Origin of the sequence: Fibrobacter sp., assembly GCF_045601785.1 — a bacterium.
GTDB lineage: Bacteria > Fibrobacterota > Fibrobacteria > Fibrobacterales > Fibrobacteraceae > Fibrobacter.
The window spans coordinates 1-21,616 of record NZ_JAZSAF010000056.1; the positions used below are offsets into that span (position 1 = coordinate 1).

23 protein-coding genes and 1 pseudogene are annotated in these 21,616 nt (G+C 53.5%); 15 read left to right on the forward strand and 9 right to left on the reverse strand.

What is annotated here, in order from left to right; translation table 11 throughout:
- The 3 genes and pseudogenes from ACKI61_RS08280 to ACKI61_RS08290 all read right to left on the reverse strand — a co-directional run.
- Positions 1 to 237 (reverse strand): annotated as a pseudogene (locus ACKI61_RS08280) (hypothetical protein); the annotation flags it as partial.
- A gap of 2 nt (positions 238 to 239) precedes the next feature.
- Positions 240 to 467, reverse strand: coding sequence for a DUF4258 domain-containing protein (locus tag ACKI61_RS08285; protein ID WP_407457271.1), 228 nt, complete (start codon positions 465 to 467; stop codon positions 240 to 242).
- 173 nt (positions 468 to 640) lie between these two features.
- On the reverse strand, positions 641 to 1,573 hold the full coding sequence (locus ACKI61_RS08290; protein WP_407457272.1) for a PD-(D/E)XK nuclease family transposase: 933 nt from the start codon (positions 1,571 to 1,573) through the stop codon (positions 641 to 643).
- 264 nt (positions 1,574 to 1,837) lie between these two features.
- Here ACKI61_RS08290 and ACKI61_RS08295 point away from each other — a divergent pair, with 264 nt between their 5' ends.
- From ACKI61_RS08295 to ACKI61_RS08340, 10 genes are all read left to right on the forward strand, one after another.
- A complete protein-coding gene (locus ACKI61_RS08295; RefSeq protein WP_407457273.1) occupies positions 1,838 to 2,197 on the forward strand; it encodes a type IV pilin protein in 360 nt (119 codons plus the stop codon).
- Positions 2,160 to 2,645 carry a hypothetical protein gene (locus ACKI61_RS08300; RefSeq protein ID WP_407457274.1) on the forward strand — a complete coding sequence of 162 codons (486 nt, stop codon included), beginning with the start codon at positions 2,160 to 2,162 and terminating at the stop codon, positions 2,643 to 2,645. Before ACKI61_RS08295 ends, ACKI61_RS08300 begins: the two co-directional genes overlap by 38 nt.
- Before the next feature lie 77 nt (positions 2,646 to 2,722).
- A complete protein-coding gene (locus ACKI61_RS08305) occupies positions 2,723 to 3,079 on the forward strand; it encodes a histidine triad nucleotide-binding protein (protein WP_407457275.1) in 357 nt (118 codons plus the stop codon).
- 52 nt (positions 3,080 to 3,131) lie between these two features.
- Positions 3,132 to 3,908 (forward strand): DNA repair protein RecO, encoded by a 777-nt coding sequence (gene recO, locus ACKI61_RS08310; protein WP_407457276.1) that lies wholly within the window; start codon positions 3,132 to 3,134, stop codon positions 3,906 to 3,908.
- Positions 3,887 to 4,636: a 3-methyl-2-oxobutanoate hydroxymethyltransferase gene (panB, locus tag ACKI61_RS08315; RefSeq protein ID WP_407457277.1), complete on the forward strand. Its 750-nt coding sequence runs from the start codon at positions 3,887 to 3,889 to the stop codon at positions 4,634 to 4,636. Before recO ends, panB begins: the two co-directional genes overlap by 22 nt.
- A gap of 317 nt (positions 4,637 to 4,953) precedes the next feature.
- Positions 4,954 to 5,307 (forward strand): hypothetical protein, encoded by a 354-nt coding sequence (locus tag ACKI61_RS08320; protein WP_407457278.1) that lies wholly within the window; start codon positions 4,954 to 4,956, stop codon positions 5,305 to 5,307.
- Positions 5,308 to 5,374: 67 nt separating this feature from the next.
- Complete coding sequence (locus ACKI61_RS08325) at positions 5,375 to 5,797, forward strand: hypothetical protein (RefSeq protein WP_407457279.1); 423 nt, start codon at positions 5,375 to 5,377, stop codon at positions 5,795 to 5,797.
- Entirely contained in the window at positions 5,790 to 6,665 is an 876-nt protein-coding gene (locus ACKI61_RS08330) for a phosphatase (RefSeq protein WP_407457280.1), read from the forward strand. Before ACKI61_RS08325 ends, ACKI61_RS08330 begins: the two co-directional genes overlap by 8 nt.
- 100 nt (positions 6,666 to 6,765) lie before the next feature.
- The gene (locus ACKI61_RS08335; RefSeq protein ID WP_407457281.1) at positions 6,766 to 7,485 is read left to right on the forward strand and encodes a pseudouridine synthase; all 720 of its coding nucleotides are present in this window, start codon (positions 6,766 to 6,768) and stop codon (positions 7,483 to 7,485) included.
- Between the two features lie 51 nt (positions 7,486 to 7,536).
- A complete protein-coding gene (locus tag ACKI61_RS08340; RefSeq protein WP_407457282.1) occupies positions 7,537 to 8,370 on the forward strand; it encodes a metallophosphoesterase in 834 nt (277 codons plus the stop codon).
- On the opposite strand, the gene ACKI61_RS08345 is transcribed toward ACKI61_RS08340, so the two are convergent.
- The gene (locus ACKI61_RS08345) at positions 8,371 to 9,012 is read right to left on the reverse strand and encodes a toxin-antitoxin system YwqK family antitoxin (protein ID WP_407457283.1); all 642 of its coding nucleotides are present in this window, start codon (positions 9,010 to 9,012) and stop codon (positions 8,371 to 8,373) included.
- A 51-nt stretch (positions 9,013 to 9,063) separates the two neighbouring features.
- On the opposite strand from ACKI61_RS08345, the gene ACKI61_RS08350 reads away from it, so the two are divergent.
- Positions 9,064 to 10,566: a B12-binding domain-containing radical SAM protein gene (locus ACKI61_RS08350; RefSeq protein WP_407457284.1), complete on the forward strand. Its 1,503-nt coding sequence runs from the start codon at positions 9,064 to 9,066 to the stop codon at positions 10,564 to 10,566.
- A 178-nt stretch (positions 10,567 to 10,744) separates the two neighbouring features.
- Here ACKI61_RS08350 and ACKI61_RS08355 read toward each other — a convergent pair whose 3' ends face one another.
- Positions 10,745 to 11,296, reverse strand: coding sequence for a pseudouridine synthase (locus tag ACKI61_RS08355; protein WP_407457285.1), 552 nt, complete (start codon positions 11,294 to 11,296; stop codon positions 10,745 to 10,747).
- Positions 11,297 to 11,324: 28 nt separating this feature from the next.
- On the opposite strand from ACKI61_RS08355, the gene ACKI61_RS08360 reads away from it, so the two are divergent.
- A complete protein-coding gene (locus ACKI61_RS08360) occupies positions 11,325 to 12,362 on the forward strand; it encodes an NAD-dependent epimerase/dehydratase family protein (RefSeq protein WP_407457286.1) in 1,038 nt (345 codons plus the stop codon).
- Between the two features lie 29 nt (positions 12,363 to 12,391).
- On the opposite strand, the gene sstT is transcribed toward ACKI61_RS08360, so the two are convergent.
- Entirely contained in the window at positions 12,392 to 13,660 is a 1,269-nt protein-coding gene (gene sstT, locus ACKI61_RS08365; protein WP_407457287.1) for a serine/threonine transporter SstT, read from the reverse strand.
- A 141-nt stretch (positions 13,661 to 13,801) separates the two neighbouring features.
- Between sstT and ACKI61_RS08370 the strand changes: the two genes are divergently transcribed.
- From ACKI61_RS08370 to ACKI61_RS08380, 3 genes are read left to right on the forward strand one after another with little or no spacing between them, the layout of a single operon-like run.
- A complete protein-coding gene (locus ACKI61_RS08370; protein ID WP_407457288.1) occupies positions 13,802 to 14,935 on the forward strand; it encodes a glycosyltransferase in 1,134 nt (377 codons plus the stop codon).
- 2 nt (positions 14,936 to 14,937) lie between these two features.
- Positions 14,938 to 17,442: a DNA topoisomerase III gene (locus tag ACKI61_RS08375; protein ID WP_407457289.1), complete on the forward strand. Its 2,505-nt coding sequence runs from the start codon at positions 14,938 to 14,940 to the stop codon at positions 17,440 to 17,442.
- 8 nt (positions 17,443 to 17,450) lie between these two features.
- Positions 17,451 to 18,623, forward strand: coding sequence for a glycoside hydrolase family 3 N-terminal domain-containing protein (locus ACKI61_RS08380; protein WP_407457290.1), 1,173 nt, complete (start codon positions 17,451 to 17,453; stop codon positions 18,621 to 18,623).
- 150 nt (positions 18,624 to 18,773) lie between these two features.
- Here ACKI61_RS08380 and ACKI61_RS08385 read toward each other — a convergent pair whose 3' ends face one another.
- Genes ACKI61_RS08385 through ACKI61_RS08395 form a run of 3 tightly spaced genes read right to left on the reverse strand, consistent with a single transcriptional unit; the run spans position 18,774 to position 21,592 of the window.
- Positions 18,774 to 19,775 (reverse strand): tryptophan--tRNA ligase, encoded by a 1,002-nt coding sequence (locus ACKI61_RS08385; RefSeq protein ID WP_407457291.1) that lies wholly within the window; start codon positions 19,773 to 19,775, stop codon positions 18,774 to 18,776.
- Between the two features lie 12 nt (positions 19,776 to 19,787).
- A complete protein-coding gene (locus ACKI61_RS08390; protein WP_407457292.1) occupies positions 19,788 to 20,729 on the reverse strand; it encodes a UDP-glucuronic acid decarboxylase family protein in 942 nt (313 codons plus the stop codon).
- Between the two features lie 20 nt (positions 20,730 to 20,749).
- Positions 20,750 to 21,592 carry a type III pantothenate kinase gene (locus ACKI61_RS08395; RefSeq protein ID WP_407457293.1) on the reverse strand — a complete coding sequence of 281 codons (843 nt, stop codon included), beginning with the start codon at positions 21,590 to 21,592 and terminating at the stop codon, positions 20,750 to 20,752.
- Positions 21,593 to 21,616 lie beyond the last annotated feature (24 nt).

Here is a 21,616-nt window from a genome sequence, read left to right on the forward strand (position 1 = left end):
ATAGCGTTTGACTACGGAATTGAGCAGCGTCTGGTACGGAATGCCGACGCGTTCAGCCTTCGCTTTGAACGCCTCCAAAACGCCTGGATCAAAACTTGTCCCGACTTTAGTCTTGCGCTTCTTGACAATTGCAATGGCTGCTGCCATCGAGGGTGCCGGAGGCATAGCGGTACCGGCATTATCGCCTGTTTCTTCGTACTCCTTCTCAAGAGCCAAAGCAAGTTCCTTGTTCGTCATAATTACCTCCTCGGGAAAAGCGTAATCAATGTATCCGTGAATGCGTTATAGACCAATCTAAATTTGCGTCCATCAAACAAAGTATCTACCAAAATCACAGAGCTGTCAAGATCAGATATTCTCCAAGATGCGATTGGTTCATTGGTTTCAAAGAAAGCCCTTACCTGTTCTTCGGAAATACCTCTCTCGTCCATTCTCTGTTTTGCGTGTTCGCTAATTATTATGTTCATAATATATATTTCTATCTAGATATTGTCAAGATATTTTGCTTTAGAGTGAAATTGTTTCACCCCTCTTTACTAACACGCTTTTTCGCGACACTAGAAGCCGCTTTTATTGTAAAAAGTTTGTAAAAACAGAAAAGCCCGGCTTTCGCCGGGCCGTCAAGGTCAGATTAAGGAGGTCAAGCCTTCTCAAGCTCCATACTTTTCTTAAGATCCAGCACCCAATACAGAGGAATTTCCGTAATCCGGGCAATTTTTTCAACCGAATCTCCATCAAGAAGCATATTTTTCGCAATACGCTCTCTTCCTCTGAATTCATACATGGCATTGTCTATAGACTTCATATCTTCTGTCATAAGATACCTCGAACTAAAATTACACAATTTCACTTCGTTTTGCAAGGCTTTGAATACAGGGTCCGCCGCGAACTCGCTGAAATCAGCCTCGCGGTTAAGCGCATCAATTGCGCGGAGCCACTGAGCAAGGCGACTACGGTCATCGCAGAATTCTTCGGGATGCTTTAAGAACTTGTCCACCTCAATAAGAGTAACGGTCTGCTTGTCAAAATAGAGCAAATGTTCCTGATCACGAAGCTGTACCGAATGGCGGTAATTACGCGAAACGCTCCACGGGTAAGCATTGGTAAACTGAAAACTGATAAGGTTCAGATTTTCGAGTATGGGAGGTTCGTTCTTTTTCACCATATTGCTGATAATACGCGACACGTAAAGCACGACTCGATTCTTATAAATTGTGTCCGCATCATGCTGGACTTCGATAGAAATGCGATCGCGCGGGGCCATATCGCCCCGATCATTTGTCAGCAGAAGATCGGGTTCCGCACCTCTATACCCCAAGTTCCCTGGGATAAACGGATTTTCGAGTTTCGGATGCATAACACGATCCGCCCCGATAAGGTTCAGCGCAGCATTGATAAGATCCGTGGTAAGCGAAATGTTCTTCTCACTCGCCAAAATCTTCTTAATGCATGCATCGTTATAAAAGTAGACATTTCTGTGTTCGTGTTCCTTGACGATTGCGTCAAGGTCCTGACCAGCTTCTTTTGTAGTTTTAAGCCTTGTAAGAAAATTGGCAAATTCTTCTCTAATCATTTATAGCCTTTTAAGTTTTCTCCCGGAACATTCCGAAAAGAGATCAGGAAAAAATTTCCCCGTCTATCCTTAACACGCTTTTTAAAAGCAAACCTGTGACCAGTTTTCAGTAAAAAGTTTGTAAAAACAGGGAAAAGGCAAGATATGGCCGTGGAATTATTCCAAATTGGAATACGATTTAAGTCATTTTTTTATTACGGAACGCCTATGTCTGTAAATTTTTGTTTTATATTTATGTTGTTGGACCTCAAGCAAAGGGGTTTTATGGTGACTAAAATTTTGAAGAGAATCACAGATTTTTGTTCGCTCAAGGCGCCGGAGGGCACCACCCGCAACAACCGGAAGGCTGGTTTTACCATTATCGAGCTTATGGTAGTGATCGTCATGGTCAATATCCTTTCGGGCATCGCAATTCCGAAGTGCACCGACATGATCGAAAAAGCGAAGGAGCGAACGGACCTGCTTAAATTCTTTTACCTGCGTGACGCATTGGACCGCGCCCTTTACGAAGACGATGCTTTCCGCATCGATGAATCCGCAAAATGCGGCAACACTCAAAACAGCAAAGACAATCTGAGCAAGTGGCTTGCAACAGAGGAAGGCGTTTCTCTTTTTTGTTCTTGAACTCCATGATGTTTTTGTCGCCAACTACCAAGGTGAAAACAAAACCAGGACGAGCGACAACCAGAATATGTGCGGGCTCCTTACCAGCACCGGATTCTGGAGCCAGGCATTTAGGGACGCCGGTTTCGGTGCCGTCGCCGACATCGTTATAGCAAGAGCGGACAACGATAATTTCAATGGGCATCCGGGAGATTATGACGTAAAAAAAGAGTCAAATGGGTGGTACCGCACCTATCCTAAAACGCCCCTTTTCACCAGTAGGGCACTAAACGGCGACCCGAACGCAAAATACGGGAACAACGGCCAATACAGGTATTCCATGAAGATCCGATGGACGAACGGCAACCCCGACAGCCATTCACTCGAAGTATTCCTGGCTAAAGACGGCACCTCAAATCCTTTGAAAACCCGGCTCGGCACCTGCTTTTCGACCCAACCCTGCAAGTAAACGCCTTCACACCATTCCCCCACCGGTCGCCCCACCCCACAACGGGCGGCCTTTCTTTTTACTACTTTATAGTCACTATGAGTGAAAACTGCCTTTTCTGCAAAATCATCAAGGGTGAAATCCCTTCCAAGAAAATTTACGAAGACGACGACGTGTTCGCCTTCTACGACATTGCCCCGCAGGCCCCGGTACACTTTCTGGTGGTGCCGAAGCGCCATATTTCAACCATCATGGACATGCAGCCCTCCGACTGCGAACTGGTGGGCAAGATGCTTTACCGCGCCCAGCTGATCGCGAAGGACCTCGGCATCGAAGAATCGGGTGCACGTTTTGTGTTCAACTGCAAGGCCGACGCGGGCCAGACGGTGTTCCACATCCACCTGCACGTGCTTGGCGGCCAGGTGATGGGTTGGCCCCCGTTCCCCAGCAAGTAGGGAATGGATTGCCGCGCTACGCTCGCAATGACGTTTGCGCTGCATTAGCATTATGATAAAAACTAGAGCAATTGTTCTGCACCGGTTTGCGTACAGCGACTCGAGCTTTATCGTGAAAGCGCTCACGGAAGAGTGCGGCGTGGTGAGTTTTATCATAAAGGGAGCCAAGCGCAAGGAGTCGCCCTTTAAGGGGGCGCTCGACCCTTTGGCGCTCTCCGAGGTGGTGTTCCGGCAGAACCCGAATACGGAGCTCCAGTTCATTAAAGAGGCGTCGATTGTTGACTGGCATGCAAGCTTGCGCCAGTCGCTTTTGTACCTAGCGGAGGCGCAAGTGATGGCAGAGATCGTGCTGCGGTATGCGCCGCAGGGCGTGCCGCTCCCCGACGAGTTCCAGCTGCTGGAAGGCTCGCTCAAGGCGTTCGACTCTATAGAAGGTTCCGACGACGGTTCCAGCGGCATTTTTGCGCGGTGGCTGCTGGACATTTGCGACCTGTGGGGCTACCACCTGGAACTTTCGCAGTGCAGCCGCTGCGAAAGGCCTTTCACCGAGGCTCCCGGCGACTTTTTCCCGGAATCGGGCGCGCTGATTTGCAAATCTTGCCTAGGCGTGCAGAGTGCCCGTGCAAAGCCAGCGACTCTTGCGGGGCTCCGGGAGCTCTACCTCGCCGAAAAAAACGGCCTCGAGGCCCCACAATATCTAAAAGGCGCCTTCTTCGTGGAGAACGCTTTGCTATCTTATCTGCGCAATCACATCGGATTCCTGAAAGAAATCCATTCCCTTTCATGGCTACAGGAGGTTCGTAAGTTATGCTCAGCCCAATCGACATAAAGAACAAGAAAGCTAAGGGCGAAAAAGTTTCGATGATTACCGCCTACGACTACGCTTTTGCCCAGATGGCAGAGGCCGCCGGCGTAGACCAGATTTTGGTAGGCGACAGCCTTGCAAACACCATGCTTGGCTACAAGAGTACCCGCGAAATCGGCATGAACGAGATGCTGATTTTTGTAGCGGCGGTTTGCCGCGGCGCCCCCAATACCCACGTGGTGGCCGATATGCCCTACCTAAGCGACAAGGACCCGCAAACGGCCTACGATAACGCTCGCCGCTTTATGGACGTGGGTGCTTCTTGCGTAAAAATCGAGGGTACCCCCGCTGGCGTGCACGAATACTTGCTGAGCCACGACATTCCTATTTGCGCTCACCTCGGGCTCTTGCCGCAGACGGCCGAAAACTTCAAGCAGAAGGGCCGTACCGAAGAAGAAGCCGCCGCAATCATCGAGGCGGCCAAGTATGTAGACAGCCTAGGGTGCTTTGAGATGGTGCTGGAACACATTCCCGAAGAGCTCGGCACCAAAATTACCGGCATGGTGAACGCGGTGACGATCGGCATTGGCGGCGGAAAGTTTACAGACGGTCAAGTGCTCGTGATGCACGACGCCCTGGGTATGCACCAACGCAAGTTGCCACCCTTCGCAACGAAGTTCGTCGACATGTACAGCCTGGGTGTCGAAGGATTCAAGAAGTACATCGAGAGCGTCCAGGCGGCAGGCAAGTAGTCAGCGCAGTCTGTATCTGTTTGACAAACATCAGGTTACGGCCTTTTCGGCGCCTTTATTTATGCGGTTCCCGGCGATGTCGGGAACTTTTCTTTTTGAATGACATCGATTGCCGAAAAGGGTGTCGAAAAAATCTTTTTCCGAATTACATACAAATTAAAATTTCTTTTGAGGAGTGAATTATATCACCTTCATAATCTTTTTTTTGTAAAAAAACAACTTTTTTTTAATTTTTTTTGAAAAAGGTGTTGATTATTTGTGAAAATAAGTTATTTTATACACAGCTAATTCACAACATAACCATAAGGAAGAAAAAAATGGCTACTACAAAGACTACAAAGAAGGCTGCCCCGAAGGCTGCTGCTAAGAAGACCGCTCCGAAGGCTGCTGCCAAGAAGGCTGCTCCGAAGGCTGCCGCTAAGAAGGCTGCCCCGAAGGCCGCTGCCAAGAAGGCTGCTCCGAAGGCCGCTGCTAAGAAGGCCGCTCCGAAGGCTGCCGCTAAGAAGGCTGCTCCGAAGGCCGCTGCCAAGAAGGCTGCTCCGAAGGCCGCTGCCAAGAAGGCTGCTCCGAAGGCTGCTGCTAAGAAGGCTGCTCCGAAGGCTGCCGCTAAGAAGGCTGCTCCGAAGGCCGCTGCCAAGAAGGCTCCTGCTAAGAAGGCTGCAAAGAAGTAATTCAACAAATTTCTCCTTTGTTGGCGGGCCCCGGATTACTCCGGGGCTCGTTTTCTATTTTTGGGGCATGATTTCAGAAAAAGACCTCGCCGAACTCGAAAATATCCCCTACGAACAGCGCATCGAGCGCGTGCAAAAACTCCTTGAAGGCAAGGCGGAGCCGCGCGCCTTTGAGCTTGGGCTTCTGCTCGCCCTAAAAATGGGGCAGGAAATCCGCGAAGGGAAGGAACTCGGAAGCGAGTCTGGCGACCTGGTCGCCAGCTGGAACGGGAGATTCCCCGAATCCGTGGTCGAAGAGGCGATCGCATTTGCCAAGGAATTCCTGATGAACCCGGCAAAGCTCGCTGAGAAGATTAAAAGCGGCGTATTAAACGCCAGTGAGGAAGGGAGATCCCCGAACAAGTCGGGGATGACAGAGGGTGGAGAGTCGGGGATGACAGAGGGTAGCGACTCTGCGACGACTGACGGCAACGAGGCGCAGAATGGATAACAAGCTGATTGCCACGGTCGACATCGGGAGCCACAGCTGCATTCTCTTGATTGCGGCGTTTGAGGAGGGAGTGCTGGTACCGAAGCTCCAGAAAGTGGAAGTCTGCCGCCTGGGCGAAGACATCTACGAACACGGTGCCATTACCGAGAAGCGAATCAAGGAACTCGAAGCCATCATGACGAAGTTCCGCATGGACCTTCACGCCCTGGGCGCAAACCTCAAGGCCGCGGTGATGACCGAAGCCATGCGCAACGCCGAGAACCCAGACGAAGTCATTGCTGCCGTCGAAAAAGCCCTCTGGATGAAGCCGCGGATCATCAGCGGCGAAGAAGAAGGCAAGCTCACCTACCGCTCGGTCAAGGAATGGCACGGCGAAGGTATCGTGACGATCGACATCGGTGGCGGTTCCACGGAACTCAGCAACGGCGACAACACGTTCTCGATTCCGGTGGGCGCCCTCAAGATGTTCAAGGCCATGGGCCCGATCCCTGGCCCGGAATACAAGAAGTTCGTGAAGGAAACCTTCAAGGAAGTGTCTTTCAAGGGAATGACCAAGAAGCCGGTGTACCTGATTGGCGGCACGGGCACGGCGCTTGCCATGGTCTACCTGAACAAGCAGCAGTTCGACTACAAGGCCATCGAAGGTCTGGAGCTTTCGATTAGCGACCTGGATGCCGTGACGACAAAAATTTCGAACCTGTCCAAGGAACTCCGCGCGATGCTCCCGGGCCTCGAAAACGGCCGCCACGAGGTGATCATTTGCGGATTGTTCTGGCTGAAGTCGCTTTTGGAAAAGCTCCGCGTCGAAACATTTAAGATAAGTACCGCGGGTCTACGATTCGGACTGCTTTATGAAGAGGTTCGCTGATAAAAAAGGAGATTCCGGCACAAGGCCGGAATGACAATCAGCCTGGATGACCTAATCACTAACCACTGCCTACTGTCTACTTCCTACTGCCTACTTTCCTATGCGTATCAATAAATTCATTTCTCTTTGCGGTATCGCGAGCCGCCGCGCGGCCGACGCCTTGATTGAAGAAGGCCGCGTGCAGGTGAACGGCGAAACCGTCAAGGACTTGGGCCACCAGGTCGACGAGAACGCCGACAGCGTACTGGTGGACGGGAAACCCGCAAAGCTCCCCCGCAAGACGACAACCATCATGTTCCACAAGCCGGCCGGTTGCGTTTGCACCAAGACCGACCCGCAAGGTCGCCGCACGGTGTACGACTACCTGCCGCCAGCCTACCAGAGCCTGAAGTACGTAGGCAGGCTCGACTTGCAGAGCCGAGGCCTATTGCTGTTTACCGACGACGGCGAACTCTTGCACAGGCTCACGCACCCGAGCTTTGAAATTCCTCGCAGCTACTACGTGTGGACAGACCGCCCACTGAGCGAGCACGCCGCGCAGAAACTGGTAGACGGCGTTGACATTCGCGAAGAAGGCGAAGAGCAAGAAGAGATTGCATTTGCGACCGACATCTACCTGGAGAAGGGTTTCGCCGAACTCGTGCTGATCGAAGGCAAGAACCGAGAAATCCGCCGCATGATGCGCGCCGTGGGCTACGAGATCCGCGACCTGAAGCGCGTGAGCTACTGCAAGCTAACCTTGGGCGACTTGCCCGCCGGAGAATTCCGAGAACTCACCGCCGACGAAATGAACAAACTGCGACAGGCGGTGCATGTCTAACACGCTTATAGGAAAGGAGATGCCGGGTCAAGCCCGGCATGACATTCTAGTATGAACAGTCGAACTCTTTATATAGGTGATGTGCACGGCTGTGCCGACGAGCTCGAGCGCATTGTAGACGCATTCGGCTTTGTGCGCGGCAAGGACACGCTGTACCAGACGGGCGACATCATCAACAAGGGGCCCGACATGTTGCGGGCACTAAAGTTCGTGAAGGACAACGGAATCCTTACCGTGCGCGGCAACCATGAGGAACACCTGATACGCGCGATGAAGCTTTCGGAAAGCGAATGGACCGAGAAGCAACGAGCCCGCTTCGCCAAGCTCCCGATGGAAACTTGGCACGCCATTGCCGCCGAGGTAAGCACCTGGCCCCTGTGGCGTGACACGCCTCATGCACTCCTAGTGCATGCCGGGCTCGAACCCGGCAAGGCCCGACTAGAGGACATGGACCGGGAAGTTATTTTGTCTGTAAGATACTGGAACGACCGTCCATGGTTTGAACAAATTAACTGGAACAAGACGGTCGTATTTGGCCACTGGGCCAAAATGGGGTTCGTGAACCGCCCCGGATTCATTGGGCTCGACGCGGGTTGCGTGTACGGGAAAAAGTTGATGGCCTGGTGCCCCGAAGAAGACAAGTTCTACGAAATCCCTGCCGCACGCGAATACTCTCCGGTCAAGGACAAGGCGAAAACGGCGATCGACGCCCCCTGCATTGTACCCGGCGACAAGCTCCCCGAAAAGGAGCAGCCCAAAACCTTCGACGATATTAAGGCGAAAATTGCAAGCGGTGACATCGCCATTGCCGACGACAGCGAACACGCCAAGGAAATCCGCAAGGCATCGCCGAGTGTCGCCGCCGAATGGGCGGGCTACATGTAACTAAAAGTCGCAGCCCTTGACGCAGCGGTTCTGCTCGAACTCCGATTCCATCACCTTGATGCCGCGGTTGTAGCGGCGGTAGGCACCATGGCGCAGTCCGTGTTCAAAGGTCATTTCTTCTTTTAATCCGCCGAGGTCGTCGAACACCTTGGCGACTCCATGCAGCTGGCCCCTTACATAAGGCAGCTTGCGGCGCATTTTGCCCTGGTCGTCCCATTCTTCGGAGAGTCCATCGAGAATACCCTCCCTATAGACTTCCTTGCTTTTCTTGGCGCCATTTTCAAAGTAGGTCGTCGAAATACCTTCTTCGATTCCGTTTTTGTAGCCGATGGTCTGCCACAGCTTTCCGTTGTCGTAGTAGCTCTTGAAGACTCCGTCGAGCTTGCCATTTTTGTACGGAGCTTCGATAGCGATTTTTCCATTCGGGTGGAAGCTGATCGAAACTCCTTCGCGAATGTCGGTACCCTTCAGCAGGGTATAGACGCGCGAAGGCGAACCGTCTTCGTAAAAGCTCTTAACGGTATCATAGGCGGCAACGGGCGCACCGGGAGCGACCGCTGGCTTGGGCGCCACGGATTTTTGTGCAAATGCGAGCGAACAGAGTCCGCAGAGCACAATGTACACGGAAAAAACCTTTTTCATTGCTTACAAATGTAGCTTTATCGCCTAGAATTATGTATTTTGCGTTTGCTTATGCGCATTACTTTTTTAAATCCGCCGTTTCATCCGATGTTCAGTCGCGAGTCCCGCAGCCCCTGCGTGACCAAGTCTTCTACACTTTATTGGCCCATGTTCCTAAGTTACGCCGCCGGCACAGTCGAGGCGGATGGTAACGAAATCCAGCTGATCGACAGCCCCGCCATGGAGCTGAACCTTGAACAGACGCTGGACGGCATCAAGAAGTTTGACCCTGCACTCGTCATTTGCAGCACGAGTACGCCGAGTATTTTGAACGACCTCAAGGTCGTCCGCGCCATCAAACAGACGCTTCCGAACGTGAAGGTCGCCATCATGGGCACCCACGCCACCGCAGAACCGCTCGAATCCATGGAGATGGAACCGAGCCTCGACTTCGTGGTGATTGGCGAAGCGGACTACACCTGCCGCAACCTGGTGCGCTACCTGCGCGGCGACATCAAGGACATTTCGAGCATCGCAGGGCTAGCCTTCCGCAAAGACGGCAAGGTGGATTTTCAGCCGGAAGGCCCGAAGATCGAGAACCTCGACGAACTCCCGTGGGTCTCGAAGGTTTACCGCAAGCACCTTTACAGCTGCTACAAGAAGTATTTCTACGGTGCGAACCTGAACCCGCTGATTGTGATTTTGAGTGGCCGAGGCTGCCCGAACCACTGCAGCTACTGCGTGATTCCGCAGACGCTGAACGGCCACAAGTTCCGCCGCCGCTCGCCCAAGGACGTGGTGGACGAACTGCAGTACATCAAGGAAAATTTTGAAGACCTGGGTGAAGTGTTCTTCGAAGACGACACGTTTACCGCAAGCCACGAGCATGTGCGGCAGATCTGCAACCTGATCCTGGAACGCGGCCTCAAGATCACCTGGAGCTGCAACGCCCGCGCCGATGTGCCGCTTGACCTGCTCAAGCTCATGAAGAAGGCGGGCGGACGCGAGATGTGCGTAGGCTTCGAAAGCGCAAGCCCCGAAGTCCTCGAGAACATTCACAAGGGTGTGAAGAATACCGACAAGGCCATCGAGTTCACCAAAAATGCCCGCAAGGCAGGACTCTTGGTGCATGGATGCTTCATGGTGGGTAACCCGGGCGACACTCCGGAGACACTCCGCATGACGCTGGACTACGCCAAGAAGTTGAACCCGAACACGGCGCAGTTCTACCCCATTATGGCGTACCCCGGTACCGAGGCCTACAAGGAAGCCCTGGAAAGCGGCGCATTGCAGACCAAGGATTACAACCAGTGGCTCGACAAGGACGGTTTCCACCGCACCACGATTCAGCGCGGCGAACTCAGCAGCCAGGCGCTTGTGGACTTCTGCGACAAGGCCCGCCGCGAGTTCTACCTGCGTCCGAGCTACATTTTGCGTCAAGGAATCATGGCTATCAAGAATCCGCGCGAGCGCTACCGCGTGATGCGTGGATTCGGCACACTGGTGAAGCACCTGTTTAGGAAGCACGGGCAGCTTGCCCCCGTGGCACGCCAGGCCCCGACTAATAAGATGTAAAGGGAAACCTAAGGTTTCCCTCTAGACTCCTTTCCTTTACAGCAGCTAGGATTATCTTAAATGCCGTAAAAGGAATACCTAAGGTTTCCCTCTAGACTCCCTTCCTTTACTGAGGCAAGGAGTTTTTTTTCGTTTCTTGCTGCAGCGGTGATTGTCGCGGCAATTATCGCCGCCGACCTTAAATTACTTTATCTGTAATAACTTTCCATTCCCCTGGTTGCAAGTCGCCTAGGGGAATGTTTCCGATTTGCACGCGAATCAAACGGAGCGTCGGAAACCCCACCGCGGCGGTCATGTGACGCACCTGGCGGTTCTTGCCTTCGATCAGCGTAAGCCGCACCCAGCTGGTGGGAATGTTCGCGCGGAACCGCACCGGCGGATTGCGAGGCCAGATCCAGTCGGGTTCAGCGGCGATTTCTGCCTTGCAGGGTTTGGTACGGTAGCCCTTGATGTCTACGCCCTTGGCAAGCTTACGCACAGCCTCTTCGGTAATCTGCCCGTCGACTTGCGCCAGGTAAGTGCGCGGGTGTTCGAATTTCGGGTCGAGCAACTTCTTGATGAGCTTTCCGTTGTCGGTCAGGAGCAGCGCCCCTTCGCTGTCGTGGTCAAGCCGCCCCGCCGCATAGACTCCCGACGGAAACCCGAAGGTATCGAGCGCAGGGTGCCCCGCTTCGGGCGTAAACTGGCTTAAAACGCCAAAGGGTTTGTTGAAGAGAATGACCGTGGACATCGGCACAAAAATAACTATCTTTTTTAACATGAAAATTCTTGTTACAGGTGCAGCAGGCTTTATCGGTTCCAAGCTCATGTTCATGCTTGCAGAACGCGGCGATGAGGTGGTGGGCCTAGACAACATCAACGACTACTACGATGTGCGCCTGAAGTACGGGCGTCTCCGCGAAGGCGGCATCGAGCAGCCTGGCGACAACTTTACCTACGGCGCCATGGTACAGAGTGGCAAGTACAGCAACTGCCGATTTGCAAAGATGAGCATCGACGACAAGGAGAGCCTCGACAAGCTCTTTGCCGAAGAAAAGTTTGACAAGGTGGTAAACCTCGCCGCACAGGCGGGCGTGCGTTACTCCATCACGAACCCCTACGCCTACCTGCAAAGCAATATGGTCGGCTTCTTGAACATCCTGGAAGCCTGCCGCCATAACGAGGTCAAGTACCTGGTGTTCGCCTCGTCAAGTTCCGTGTACGGGCTCAACAGCAAGGTGCCCTACAGCGAAGACGACAAGGTGGATTGCCCGGTGAGCCTTTACGCCGCAAGCAAGAAGAGCAACGAGCTCATGGCCCACAGCTACAGCAAGCTCTACAACCTGCCCGTCGCGGGTCTACGGTATTTTACCGTATACGGGCCGTGGGGACGGCCCGACATGAGCCCCATGCTGTTCGCCCGCGCTATTTCCAGGGGCGAACCCATCAAGGTGTTCAACAACGGCGACATGATCCGCGATTTTACCTACATCGACGACATCGCCGAGGGCACCATCCACACGCTCGACCACATGCCTGTCGCTGCGGAATGCGCAAACGGCGTTCCCTACAAGATTTACAACATCGGCTGCAGCCACCCGGTAAAGCTGATGGATTTCATCGCCGAAATCGAGAGTGCCTACGGCGAGCCCGCCAAGAAGGAATTCTTGCCGATGCAGCCGGGTGATGTATACCAGACGAACGCCGATACCACGAAGCTTGAAACCGAGTGCGGCTACAAGCCCCACTGGAGCCTGCATAGCGGCATCGCCGAATTCATGAAGTGGTACAAGAGCGACAAGAACCCGCTGAAATAGCGACGCAATACACGGCGCTATTCACGACGCTATTCTTCTGCAGCTTTTTCTTCTTTCTTGAAAAATTCCTCGGGCAAGGGCTTTCCCTGTTTTTGCCAGGCGCGGTATTCGGCAGTCGCCGTAAAGATGGCGTCGGTCGAAGAATTCAAGGCCGTTTCGAGGCTATCCTGGACAACACCGATGATAAAGCCTACGGCCACCACCTGCATGGCGACATCGGTCGAAATGCCAAAGGGGGCGCAAGCCAATGGAATCAAGAGGAGTGAACCGCCCGCTACACCGCTGGTACCGCAGGCGCCAATCGTGGCAAGTATGCACACAATCAATGTCGAAGTCAGCGTTACCGGAATTCCAAGCGTATGCACCGTCGCAAGCGTCATTACCGTAATGGTGATTGCTGCGCCGCTCATATTGATGGTCGCTCCCAGCGGAATCGACACCGAATAGAACTCGCTATCCAGCCCCAGCTTTTTGCAAAGGGCCATGTTCACCGGAATGTTAGCCGCAGAACTACGGGTAAAGAACGCCGTCACAGCGCTACTCTTAAGGCACTTGAGTACCAGCGGATACGGGTCATGGCGCAACACAAGTCCTACAAGAGCCGGCACCACAACAAGCATCACGAAAAGCATGGTTCCCACAAGAACCAGAATGAGCGAACCGTAAGTCTTGAAAATTCCGATTCCGTTCGTAGAAACCGAGGTATACATAATACCCATGATACCGAACGGGGCCAAATTGATAATCCAGCGAACCACCATCGAAACCGCATTGGACACATCCTGCAGCACGGTAAACGTCACCGGACTCGCAATCTTCTTGATAGCAAGCCCCAAGAAAGCCGCCCAAACAAGAATGCCTATATAGTTAGCGTCAGAAATGGCGGCAAACGGATTCGACACCGCATTCACCAACAAATTATGCAAAATCTCATAAATATCGGCAGGAACCACCGACCCATCGGCCGATACGTTCAAATCCAGATTCTGCGGGAACAAGAGGCTTGAAAAAAACGCTGCAAACGACGCAAGCAAGGTACTTACCAAGTACAAGCTGACCACGCGACCAAAGCGGCGATCCAAGCGGGACTTACCGGTGGCCAAAGAGCAGATGATCATGACGAACACCAACACAGGCGCCACAGCCTTGAGCGCCCCCACGAACAGCACTCCGAATTCACTAATCCATTTTTGCGTCGGAAAGAACAACCCCAAGAGCGCACCTAGAATAATCGCAATGGCAATTCGAAGCACCAAATTGGCACTATTGTATTTTTTTATCAAGGTTTTCAATTTCATCTTAAACCTCTTTTTTGGAATGTAATATAAATATAATTTTGCCTTTTTTGCGAGAAAAACGCAGGTGCTGCAAAAAAAAGCGCCGTTTTCATCGGTTCATTTTTTTCGGAACCGTCCCGATGAACTAAATTTTGCGCGGAAATGTTTTTTACGGTGCTCACATACCTGGTCATCGGCCTTTTGGTCGTGTTCGGACTATTCTATATAGTCCTTGAGGTGCGGTTCTTCCGCGCACTCGGCACCGTGCGCACCGGGAACTCCGATGTGGAGCCGCCGCCGCAGGTGAGCATACTCATTTCGGCCCGCAACGAATCGGCAGGCATCCGCGCGACACTGGACTCGGTGCTTGCGCAGGACTACCGCGGACAGTGGGATGTGTGGGTCGCAGACGACAGGAGTGACGACGATACGCCAGCCATTTTAGCGGAGTATGCCGCCAAGAACCCGCGACTGCACGTACTGACCATCAAGGATATTCCCGAAGGCGTGAGTCCCAAGAAGCACGCCCTTTCGAAGCTGATTGACGCCTGCGAAGGGGAAATCCTCTGCCTTACCGACGCCGACTGCATCGTAAAGCCCACCTGGGTTACGGGGATTGTCGCCGAATTCGAACCGGGAATCGAACTGGTTGCAGGACACTCCTACATTCCGACGATTCCCGGAAAATCGAGTCTGCTGATATGCATGCAGGCAGTAGAAACCCTGATTTACCGCGTGGCAGGCACCGCTGGGCTCGCCATGAGGCTACCGCTTACGAGTACCGGCAACAACCTCGCTTACCGCAAGAGCTTCTTCAAGAGCGTGCACGGGTTCGACAATGTGATCAAGATTCAGAGCGGCGACGACGACCTCTTGATGCAGAAACTCGCTGCCGACCGCCCCTGGGCCATGCGCTACTGCATTGCAGAAAGCACCTTCGTGACCACGAACGGCAAAGAAACCTTGAAGGAACTCTGGGAACAGCGCAAGCGCTGGGCTTCGAAGACTATCTATTATACACCTAAAATCGTGTTTGTGCTCAGCATGGTGTTCCTGTTCCTGACCATGCAGTGTATCGCGGCGGTGCTTTCGCCGTTCAATTTCGAGATTTTTATCGCGACACTTATCGCCTTTGTCGCAAAATGCGCCGGCGACCTGATCTTAATACTCCGCGGGCTCAGGATATTCAGGCAGGAGCACCTGATCAAGTGGTGCATTCCTGTAGAATTTATCCACGCCCCCTTTACCGTGCTGGCCGTGCTTTTCGGCCTGTTCGGACGATTTAAATGGAAATAACGATGGCAACTACGACAAAAAAAGCAACGACAAAGAAAACGACAACGAAGGCAGCAACAAAGGCCCCGATCGAGGGAAAGACCCTGATTATCGCCGAAAAACCGAGCGTAGCACTCGACCTGGTGCGCGTACTCGGCCAAAAGAACTTCAAGAACGAAAAGACCCACTACGAAAGCGACACCACCATCGTGAGCCATGCCATCGGCCACCTGGTTGAAATCGCCGACCCGAAAGATATCGACGAAAAGTACAAGAAGTGGGAAATGAGCACGCTCCCCATGCTCCCGAAAGAATTCCCGCTAGTCGCAACACCAGCCACCCGCGGACAGCTTTCCGCCTTAAGCAAACTCATCAAGCGCAAGGACGTGACGACCATCGTGAACGCATGCGATGCGGGCCGCGAAGGTGAACTGATTTTCTTCTATATATTACAGTACGTGCTCAAGGGCAAGTTCACGGGCAAGACCATCAAGCGCCTGTGGATGCAGAGCATGACCCCGGCCGCAATCAAGGAAGCTTTCGAAAACATGCGCGACGGCGCCGAAATGGAGAACCTGAAGGCAGCCGCCCTTTGCCGTAGCGAAGCCGACTGGCTCATTGGCATGAACGGAAGCCGAGGCCTTACCGCCTACAACAGCAGCATGGGCGGGTTCCAGGTGACCCCGTGTGGCCGCGTGCAGACCCCGACGCTTGCCATCATTGTGAACCGCGAAGAAGAACGCATGCAGTTCGTGCCACAAAAGTTCTGGACCGTGGAAGCCGAGTTTGACAACGACGGTAGCCACTACCAAGGCAAGTGGTTCGCCGCCAACAAGGAAGACGGCAAGGACAAAATCAAGCAGATTTTTGACGAGAGTAAAGTCAAGGATATCTTGAAAAAATGCAAGGGCAAGGCCGGCACCGTCGAAGAAACGTCCGCGCCCTCGCTCCAGAAGTGCGGTCCGCTGTACGACTTGACGACCTTACAGCGCGAAGCGAACAACCGATTCGGCTTTAGCGCGAAGACCACCCTCTCGATTGCGCAGGCCCTGTACGAACGCCACAAGGCGACCACCTACCCGCGTACCGACAGCCGCTGCCTGCCCGAAGACTATGTGGCCCCCGTGAGGGCTACCCTCGGAAAGATCGAAGGCCCGCTCGCCAAATTCGCCGAGACCGCACTCAAGAACAACTGGGTCGTAAGGACTCCCAAGGTATTCGACAACTCCAAAATTTCGGACCACTTCGCCATTATTCCCACCGGCGTGATGCCCACGGGACTCACCGAAGCCGAACAGAAAATTTTCACGATGATTTGCCAGCGATTCATCGCTGTGTTCTTCCCGCCCGCCAAGTACGAAAACACCACCCGCGTGACGACCGTTGAAGGCGAAACCTTTATTACCGAAGGCAAGGTGCTCATTGATCCGGGTTTCAAGGCCGTGTACGGCAAGGACAGCGACGAAGAATCGAACATCCCGGCACTCAAGGGCAAGTCCGCCAAGACGGTCGCCCTCGAAGAAAAGGAAGACTTTACCAAGCCGCCTGCACACTACACTGAAAGTACGCTGCTTTCGATGATGGAAAGCGCCGGTAAGTTGGTGGAAGACGAAGAACTCCGCGACGCCATGAAGGAACGCGGACTTGGAACGCCGGCAACGCGTGCCGCCATTATCGAAAAGCTCGTCAGCGACAAGTACGTGGTTCGCGACGGCAAGGACATGATTCCGACCGCCAAGGCATTTGACCTCATCAAGGTGCTGAAGGCCATGGATATCGAAGCGCTCACCAGCCCGGAACTCACCGGCAACTGGGAATATAAAATGGAGCAAATCGAGAAGGGCAAGGAAACCCGCGAAAAATTCATGGAAGGCATCGTCGACATGACGCGCACCATGGTGAAAAACATCAAGGGATTCAAGGAAGAAAGCACCACCGGCGAAGCCCCGTTCAGCCCCGTGAACGGCAAGAAGGTCTTTGAAACCGTGAGCCGCTACACCACCGAAGACGGAATCGTCATCCGCAAGATGATTGGCGGCAAGAGGCTCACCCCCGAAGAAATCACCGAGCTCCTGACCAACCGTAAAATCGGCCCGCTTACCGGATTCCGCAGCAAGCGCGGCGCCGAATTCTCGGCTGTGGTGATTATCAATGACGAAAACAAGATTGAATTTGTATTCGACGAAAAGCCCGAAGAAGTGGAAGTCGGCGCCGAGGTCGGCAGGTCGCCGGTCGATGGCGCCGCCGTGTACGAAACCATGACCGGATACGTCAGCGATTCCTACCTGAAGAAGGAACCCAGCGGCATTACGCTCCCGAAGATTTTGCTCGGTAAAGAAATCCCGCTCGAAGAAATCAAGAAGATGCTCGCCGGCGAAAAGACGACGCTTTTGAAGGGTTTCCGCAGCAACAAGACCCACCGCACCTTTGACGCCTACTTGTATCTAGATAAAGGCGGCAAGATCAAGTTCGACTTCCCGCCCCGCGAATTCAAGCCGAGACGCTTTGGAAAGAAGAAGGCAGAGTAGCCCGCGGCATGCACCTAAAAAGAGCAGTCACCATTTTTCTTGCGGCTTTTGCCTTTGTTCAGGCGGAGGATTCTCTGCCCGATTATAGGTTTGTTCCGCTGAACTCGCTCACGGAATCGATAGAAGTCGAAACACCTTACGGGCTCCCCCGCGAGCTCTTGCCGCTGTGGGATTCGCTCTCTATCAAGCAGAAGGCGGCACAAATGGTGATGGTGTACATGACGCCCGCATCGTTCATGCTCGAGCACGAATTCGGCGGATACCTGGTGATGAAAAATCACCTGAAAAACCTGGACAAGTTCACCGAAAACATCCGCACCGTGAACGATTCCATGCGAATCAAGCCGCTGGTGGCTGCTGACCAGGAAGGCGGCCTCGTAAACCGCATCTCGGTGATTTCACCCAAGTGGGAACATACGCCGAGCGCAAAACAGATGCGCACCATGAGTGAAGACTCCATCCGCGCGCTCGCCCAAAGGATCGGCGCCGTACTCGACAGCGTAGGCATCAACCTGAACTTGGCTCCGGTGCTCGACCCCGCCAAGGACAGCCACGGCAAGCATTCCTTTATGGAAGAATCGAAGCGTTCTTGGGGCGAAGATACCACAAACGCCCCCAAGGTGAGAGCCTTTGTGCAGGGCATGCGCGAAAGCAACGTGGCCTGTGTATCGAAGCATTTCCCCGGTTACGATTCCTGGACCAACAGCGACCACCAAATTGCCGTGAGTTCAACACCCAAGGCAAAAGTCGCGAAGAACGTGGAATTTTTCAGGACGCTTTCGAGCGACATTCCCGTGACCATGATGAGCAGCGTGAGCTTTGTGCGCATCTCCAGCCGCCCAGCCGTATTCGAACCGAAGATTGTGAAAATGGCCCGCGACATGTCTCCCGAAACAGTCATATTGACCGACGACCTGTGGGGCGTAAGCCTGCGTGCCTGGGTGAGCGGCAACGAACGCGTCCGCAGCAAGAACTACCCCGCCAAGGACTTCAGGAAACTCGTGCGAACGGCACTCATGGCAGGGAACGACATGTTCATGATCACCTACCCGCAAAAGGCCGTTGAAATGGTGAATTACCTTGCAGCACTTTCTAAACAAAGTAAATACTACCGCGAGCGCATTGAAGAATCATCTGCAAGAATTTTGAAGATGAAATACAAAGCCGGTCTAATCAAGTAGATTAAACCGGCAAATTCGAAATCAAATTCGTCAAGAAACAAGTTTATAGGCGAACTCCGTGAGCCATAAGCGACTCGTATTAACGAGTCGTGATGGCGAGAGCGAGGGCTCCAGGGTACGGACTTCGCTGCATTAGACCGAGCGGTCTTATTAATACGTGCCCAACAGGGCACGGACTTTTTCCATCATCGCCTTGGATTTAACGCGAGCCTTCTCCTTGCCGTAAGCAAGAATCTTGTCGATTTCTTCGGTGTGGTTCAGCAAGTAGAAGTACTTTTCGCGGGCAGCGCCCAGGTGTTCTTCGAGAACATTCTGGAGTTCCTGCTTGGCGTGTCCCCAGCCCATGCCACCTGCGCGGTAGCGGGCAGCGAGAGCCTCGGTCTGTTCCGGAGTCGCGAAGAGTTTGTACAACTTAAACACATTGCAAGTGTCCGGATCCTTGGGTTCTTCGATGCCCTGGGAGTTCGTCACGATCTTGCCAATCTTCTTTTTGAGAGCCTTGCTTTCCAGGAAGATGTCGATGACGTTGTCGTAGGACTTGCTCATCTTGCGACCGTCGAGACCGGGGATGATACCGGTGGTTTCTTGGAACACCGGTTCCGGAATCGTGAACACATCCTGTCCAAAATGCTTGTTGAACTTGATGGCGATATCGCGGGCAAATTCCACATGCTGCTTCTGGTCCTTACCGACCGGCACAATGTCAGCACTGAACATCAAAATATCGGCATCCATCAGGCACGGGTAGCAGTAGAGGCCCATGTTCACGTTGGCATCAGGATCTTCGCCAGCGGCGTTATTCGCTTCGACCTTCGCCTTGTAGGCGTGGGCGCGGTTCATGAAACCCTTCGGCGTAAAGCAGCTGAGAGCCCAGCTGAGTTCGAAAATTTCGGGAATGTCGCTCTGCTTGTAGAACAGGCCCTCTTCGGGATTGAGTCCCAGCGCAAGCCAGGTGGCGGCAATCTTGTAGATGTTCGCACGCATCTCTGCACCGTTCTGCACGGTAGTCAAAGCATGATAATCCGCAATGAAGTAGACCGTATCGTAGGTTTTCGAAAGTTCAAGAGCGGGGCGGATAGCGCCCAGATAGTTACCTAGGTGAGGAGTGCCGGTGGGCTTGATGCCCGTGAGAGAAATTTTTTTCGTGGCCATAGGATTGAAGGGTTAAGGATTAGAATCTTTTAAAAGTTTGTCAAAATACACAATCGTCTTTTCGAGGCCCTGGCGCAAGGGAATCGTCGGTTCCCAGCCGAGAGCGGACTTTGCAAGGTCGATGTTGGGGCGGCGCATCTTCGGGTCGTCACCGGGCAGCGGCTTGTACACAATCTTGCTCTTGGAACCTGTAAGGTCAAGCACTTCCTTCGCGAGTTCAAGCATCGTGAATTCGCCGGGGTTTCCGATGTTGACCGGTCCGATAATCTTGTCCTGGTTCATCATGCGGACAAAGCCTTCGATGAGGTCGTCCACGTAGCAGAAGCTGCGCGTCTGACTGCCGTCACCGTAAATGGTGATATCTTCGCCCTTGAGCGCCTGCACAATAAAGTTGCTGACCACGCGGCCGTCGTTCATAAGCATGCGCGGTCCGTAGGTGTTAAAAATTCGAACGATGCGGATGTCCACGTTGTTCTGGCGGTGGTAATCCATGAACAGGGTCTCGGCGACGCGCTTGCCTTCGTCGTAGCAGCTGCGGATACCGATGGGGTTCACGTTTCCCCAGTAGTCTTCCGTTTGCGGGTGCACTGCCGGGTCACCGTAGACTTCGCTGGTGGAAGCCTGCAGAATACGGGCCTTCACACGCTTCGCCATGCCGAGCATGTTGATGGCGCCCATCACGCTCGTCTTGATGGTCTTTACCGGATTGAACTGGTAATGGATTGGGCTCGCGGGGCACGCCAAGTTAAAGATGCGGTCCACTTCCAAGAGGATCGGCTCCGTCACATCGTGGCGGATGAGTTCGAAGCGGCGATTGTCGCGCAGGTGGTCGACGTTCACCAAGCGACCTGTAAAGTAGTTGTCAAGGCAAATCACTTCGTGGCCGTCGTTCAAGAGACGCTCGCACAGGTGACTTCCCAAGAATCCCGCTCCCCCAGTAACTAGACAACGCATATATCCTCTTTCGTCAAATTCTAATCGTCGGTGTCTTCGACTTCGGCCGCACCATTTCCACGAAGCGCCACAAGGCGAACCCCGTTCAAGGTCAGGTACGGGTCGTAAGTGTCAATCACCTTGCTGTGCCCCATGACCATCTGGCCCCAGCCACCCGTCGCAAACACAGGCACCTTTTTCTTGCCCATCTCGGCCTTGATCTTTTCGACAAGAGTCTCAAGTTCCGCCATAAACCCGTACAGGAGACCTGCGCGGATGGCGTCGTCGGTGTTGTTCGCAATCACATGGTCCGGCCACTCGATGCTCACCGGCAAAAGGCGAGCCGCCTTCTCGGTCAGTACATCCAAGCTCGCACTGATACCCGGAATAATGATACCACCCGCAAAGCCGCCGTCTTTCATCACGTCGAAGGTGGTCGCCGTCCCCATGTCCACCACGATGGCGTCCTTGTAGCCGCGATCGCGCAGCGCAATGATGTTGCACAGGCGGTCGGCACCCAGCGACGCCGGGTTCGGGTAGGCTATGGGGCAACCGAGGCAGTTCTTGGAACTCACTACCTGCACCGGGCGCTTTAAAAGTGTCTGCAGCGCCTTGATCCATGGGCGTTCGTGAGCGGGCACCACCGTCGAAAGACCCACATGCGTAATCGCCGTGGGCTTGATTTCCGAAAACCGGATAAGACCGCCGATGCGGTTCATCACCTCGTCGCTCGTTGTTTCCTTGCGGGTGGTAAGCCTCCAATGGTCCACCACCTTGTCGCCTTTGAAAATGCCCAAAACCGTGTGGGAATTCCCCACATCGACCACGAAACTGAAAGGTTCGCGCTTGGACTTAGGCGCCGATTTTTCCAAATTTTTCTTCACATTCCCAAAAATAGAAAATTTCTA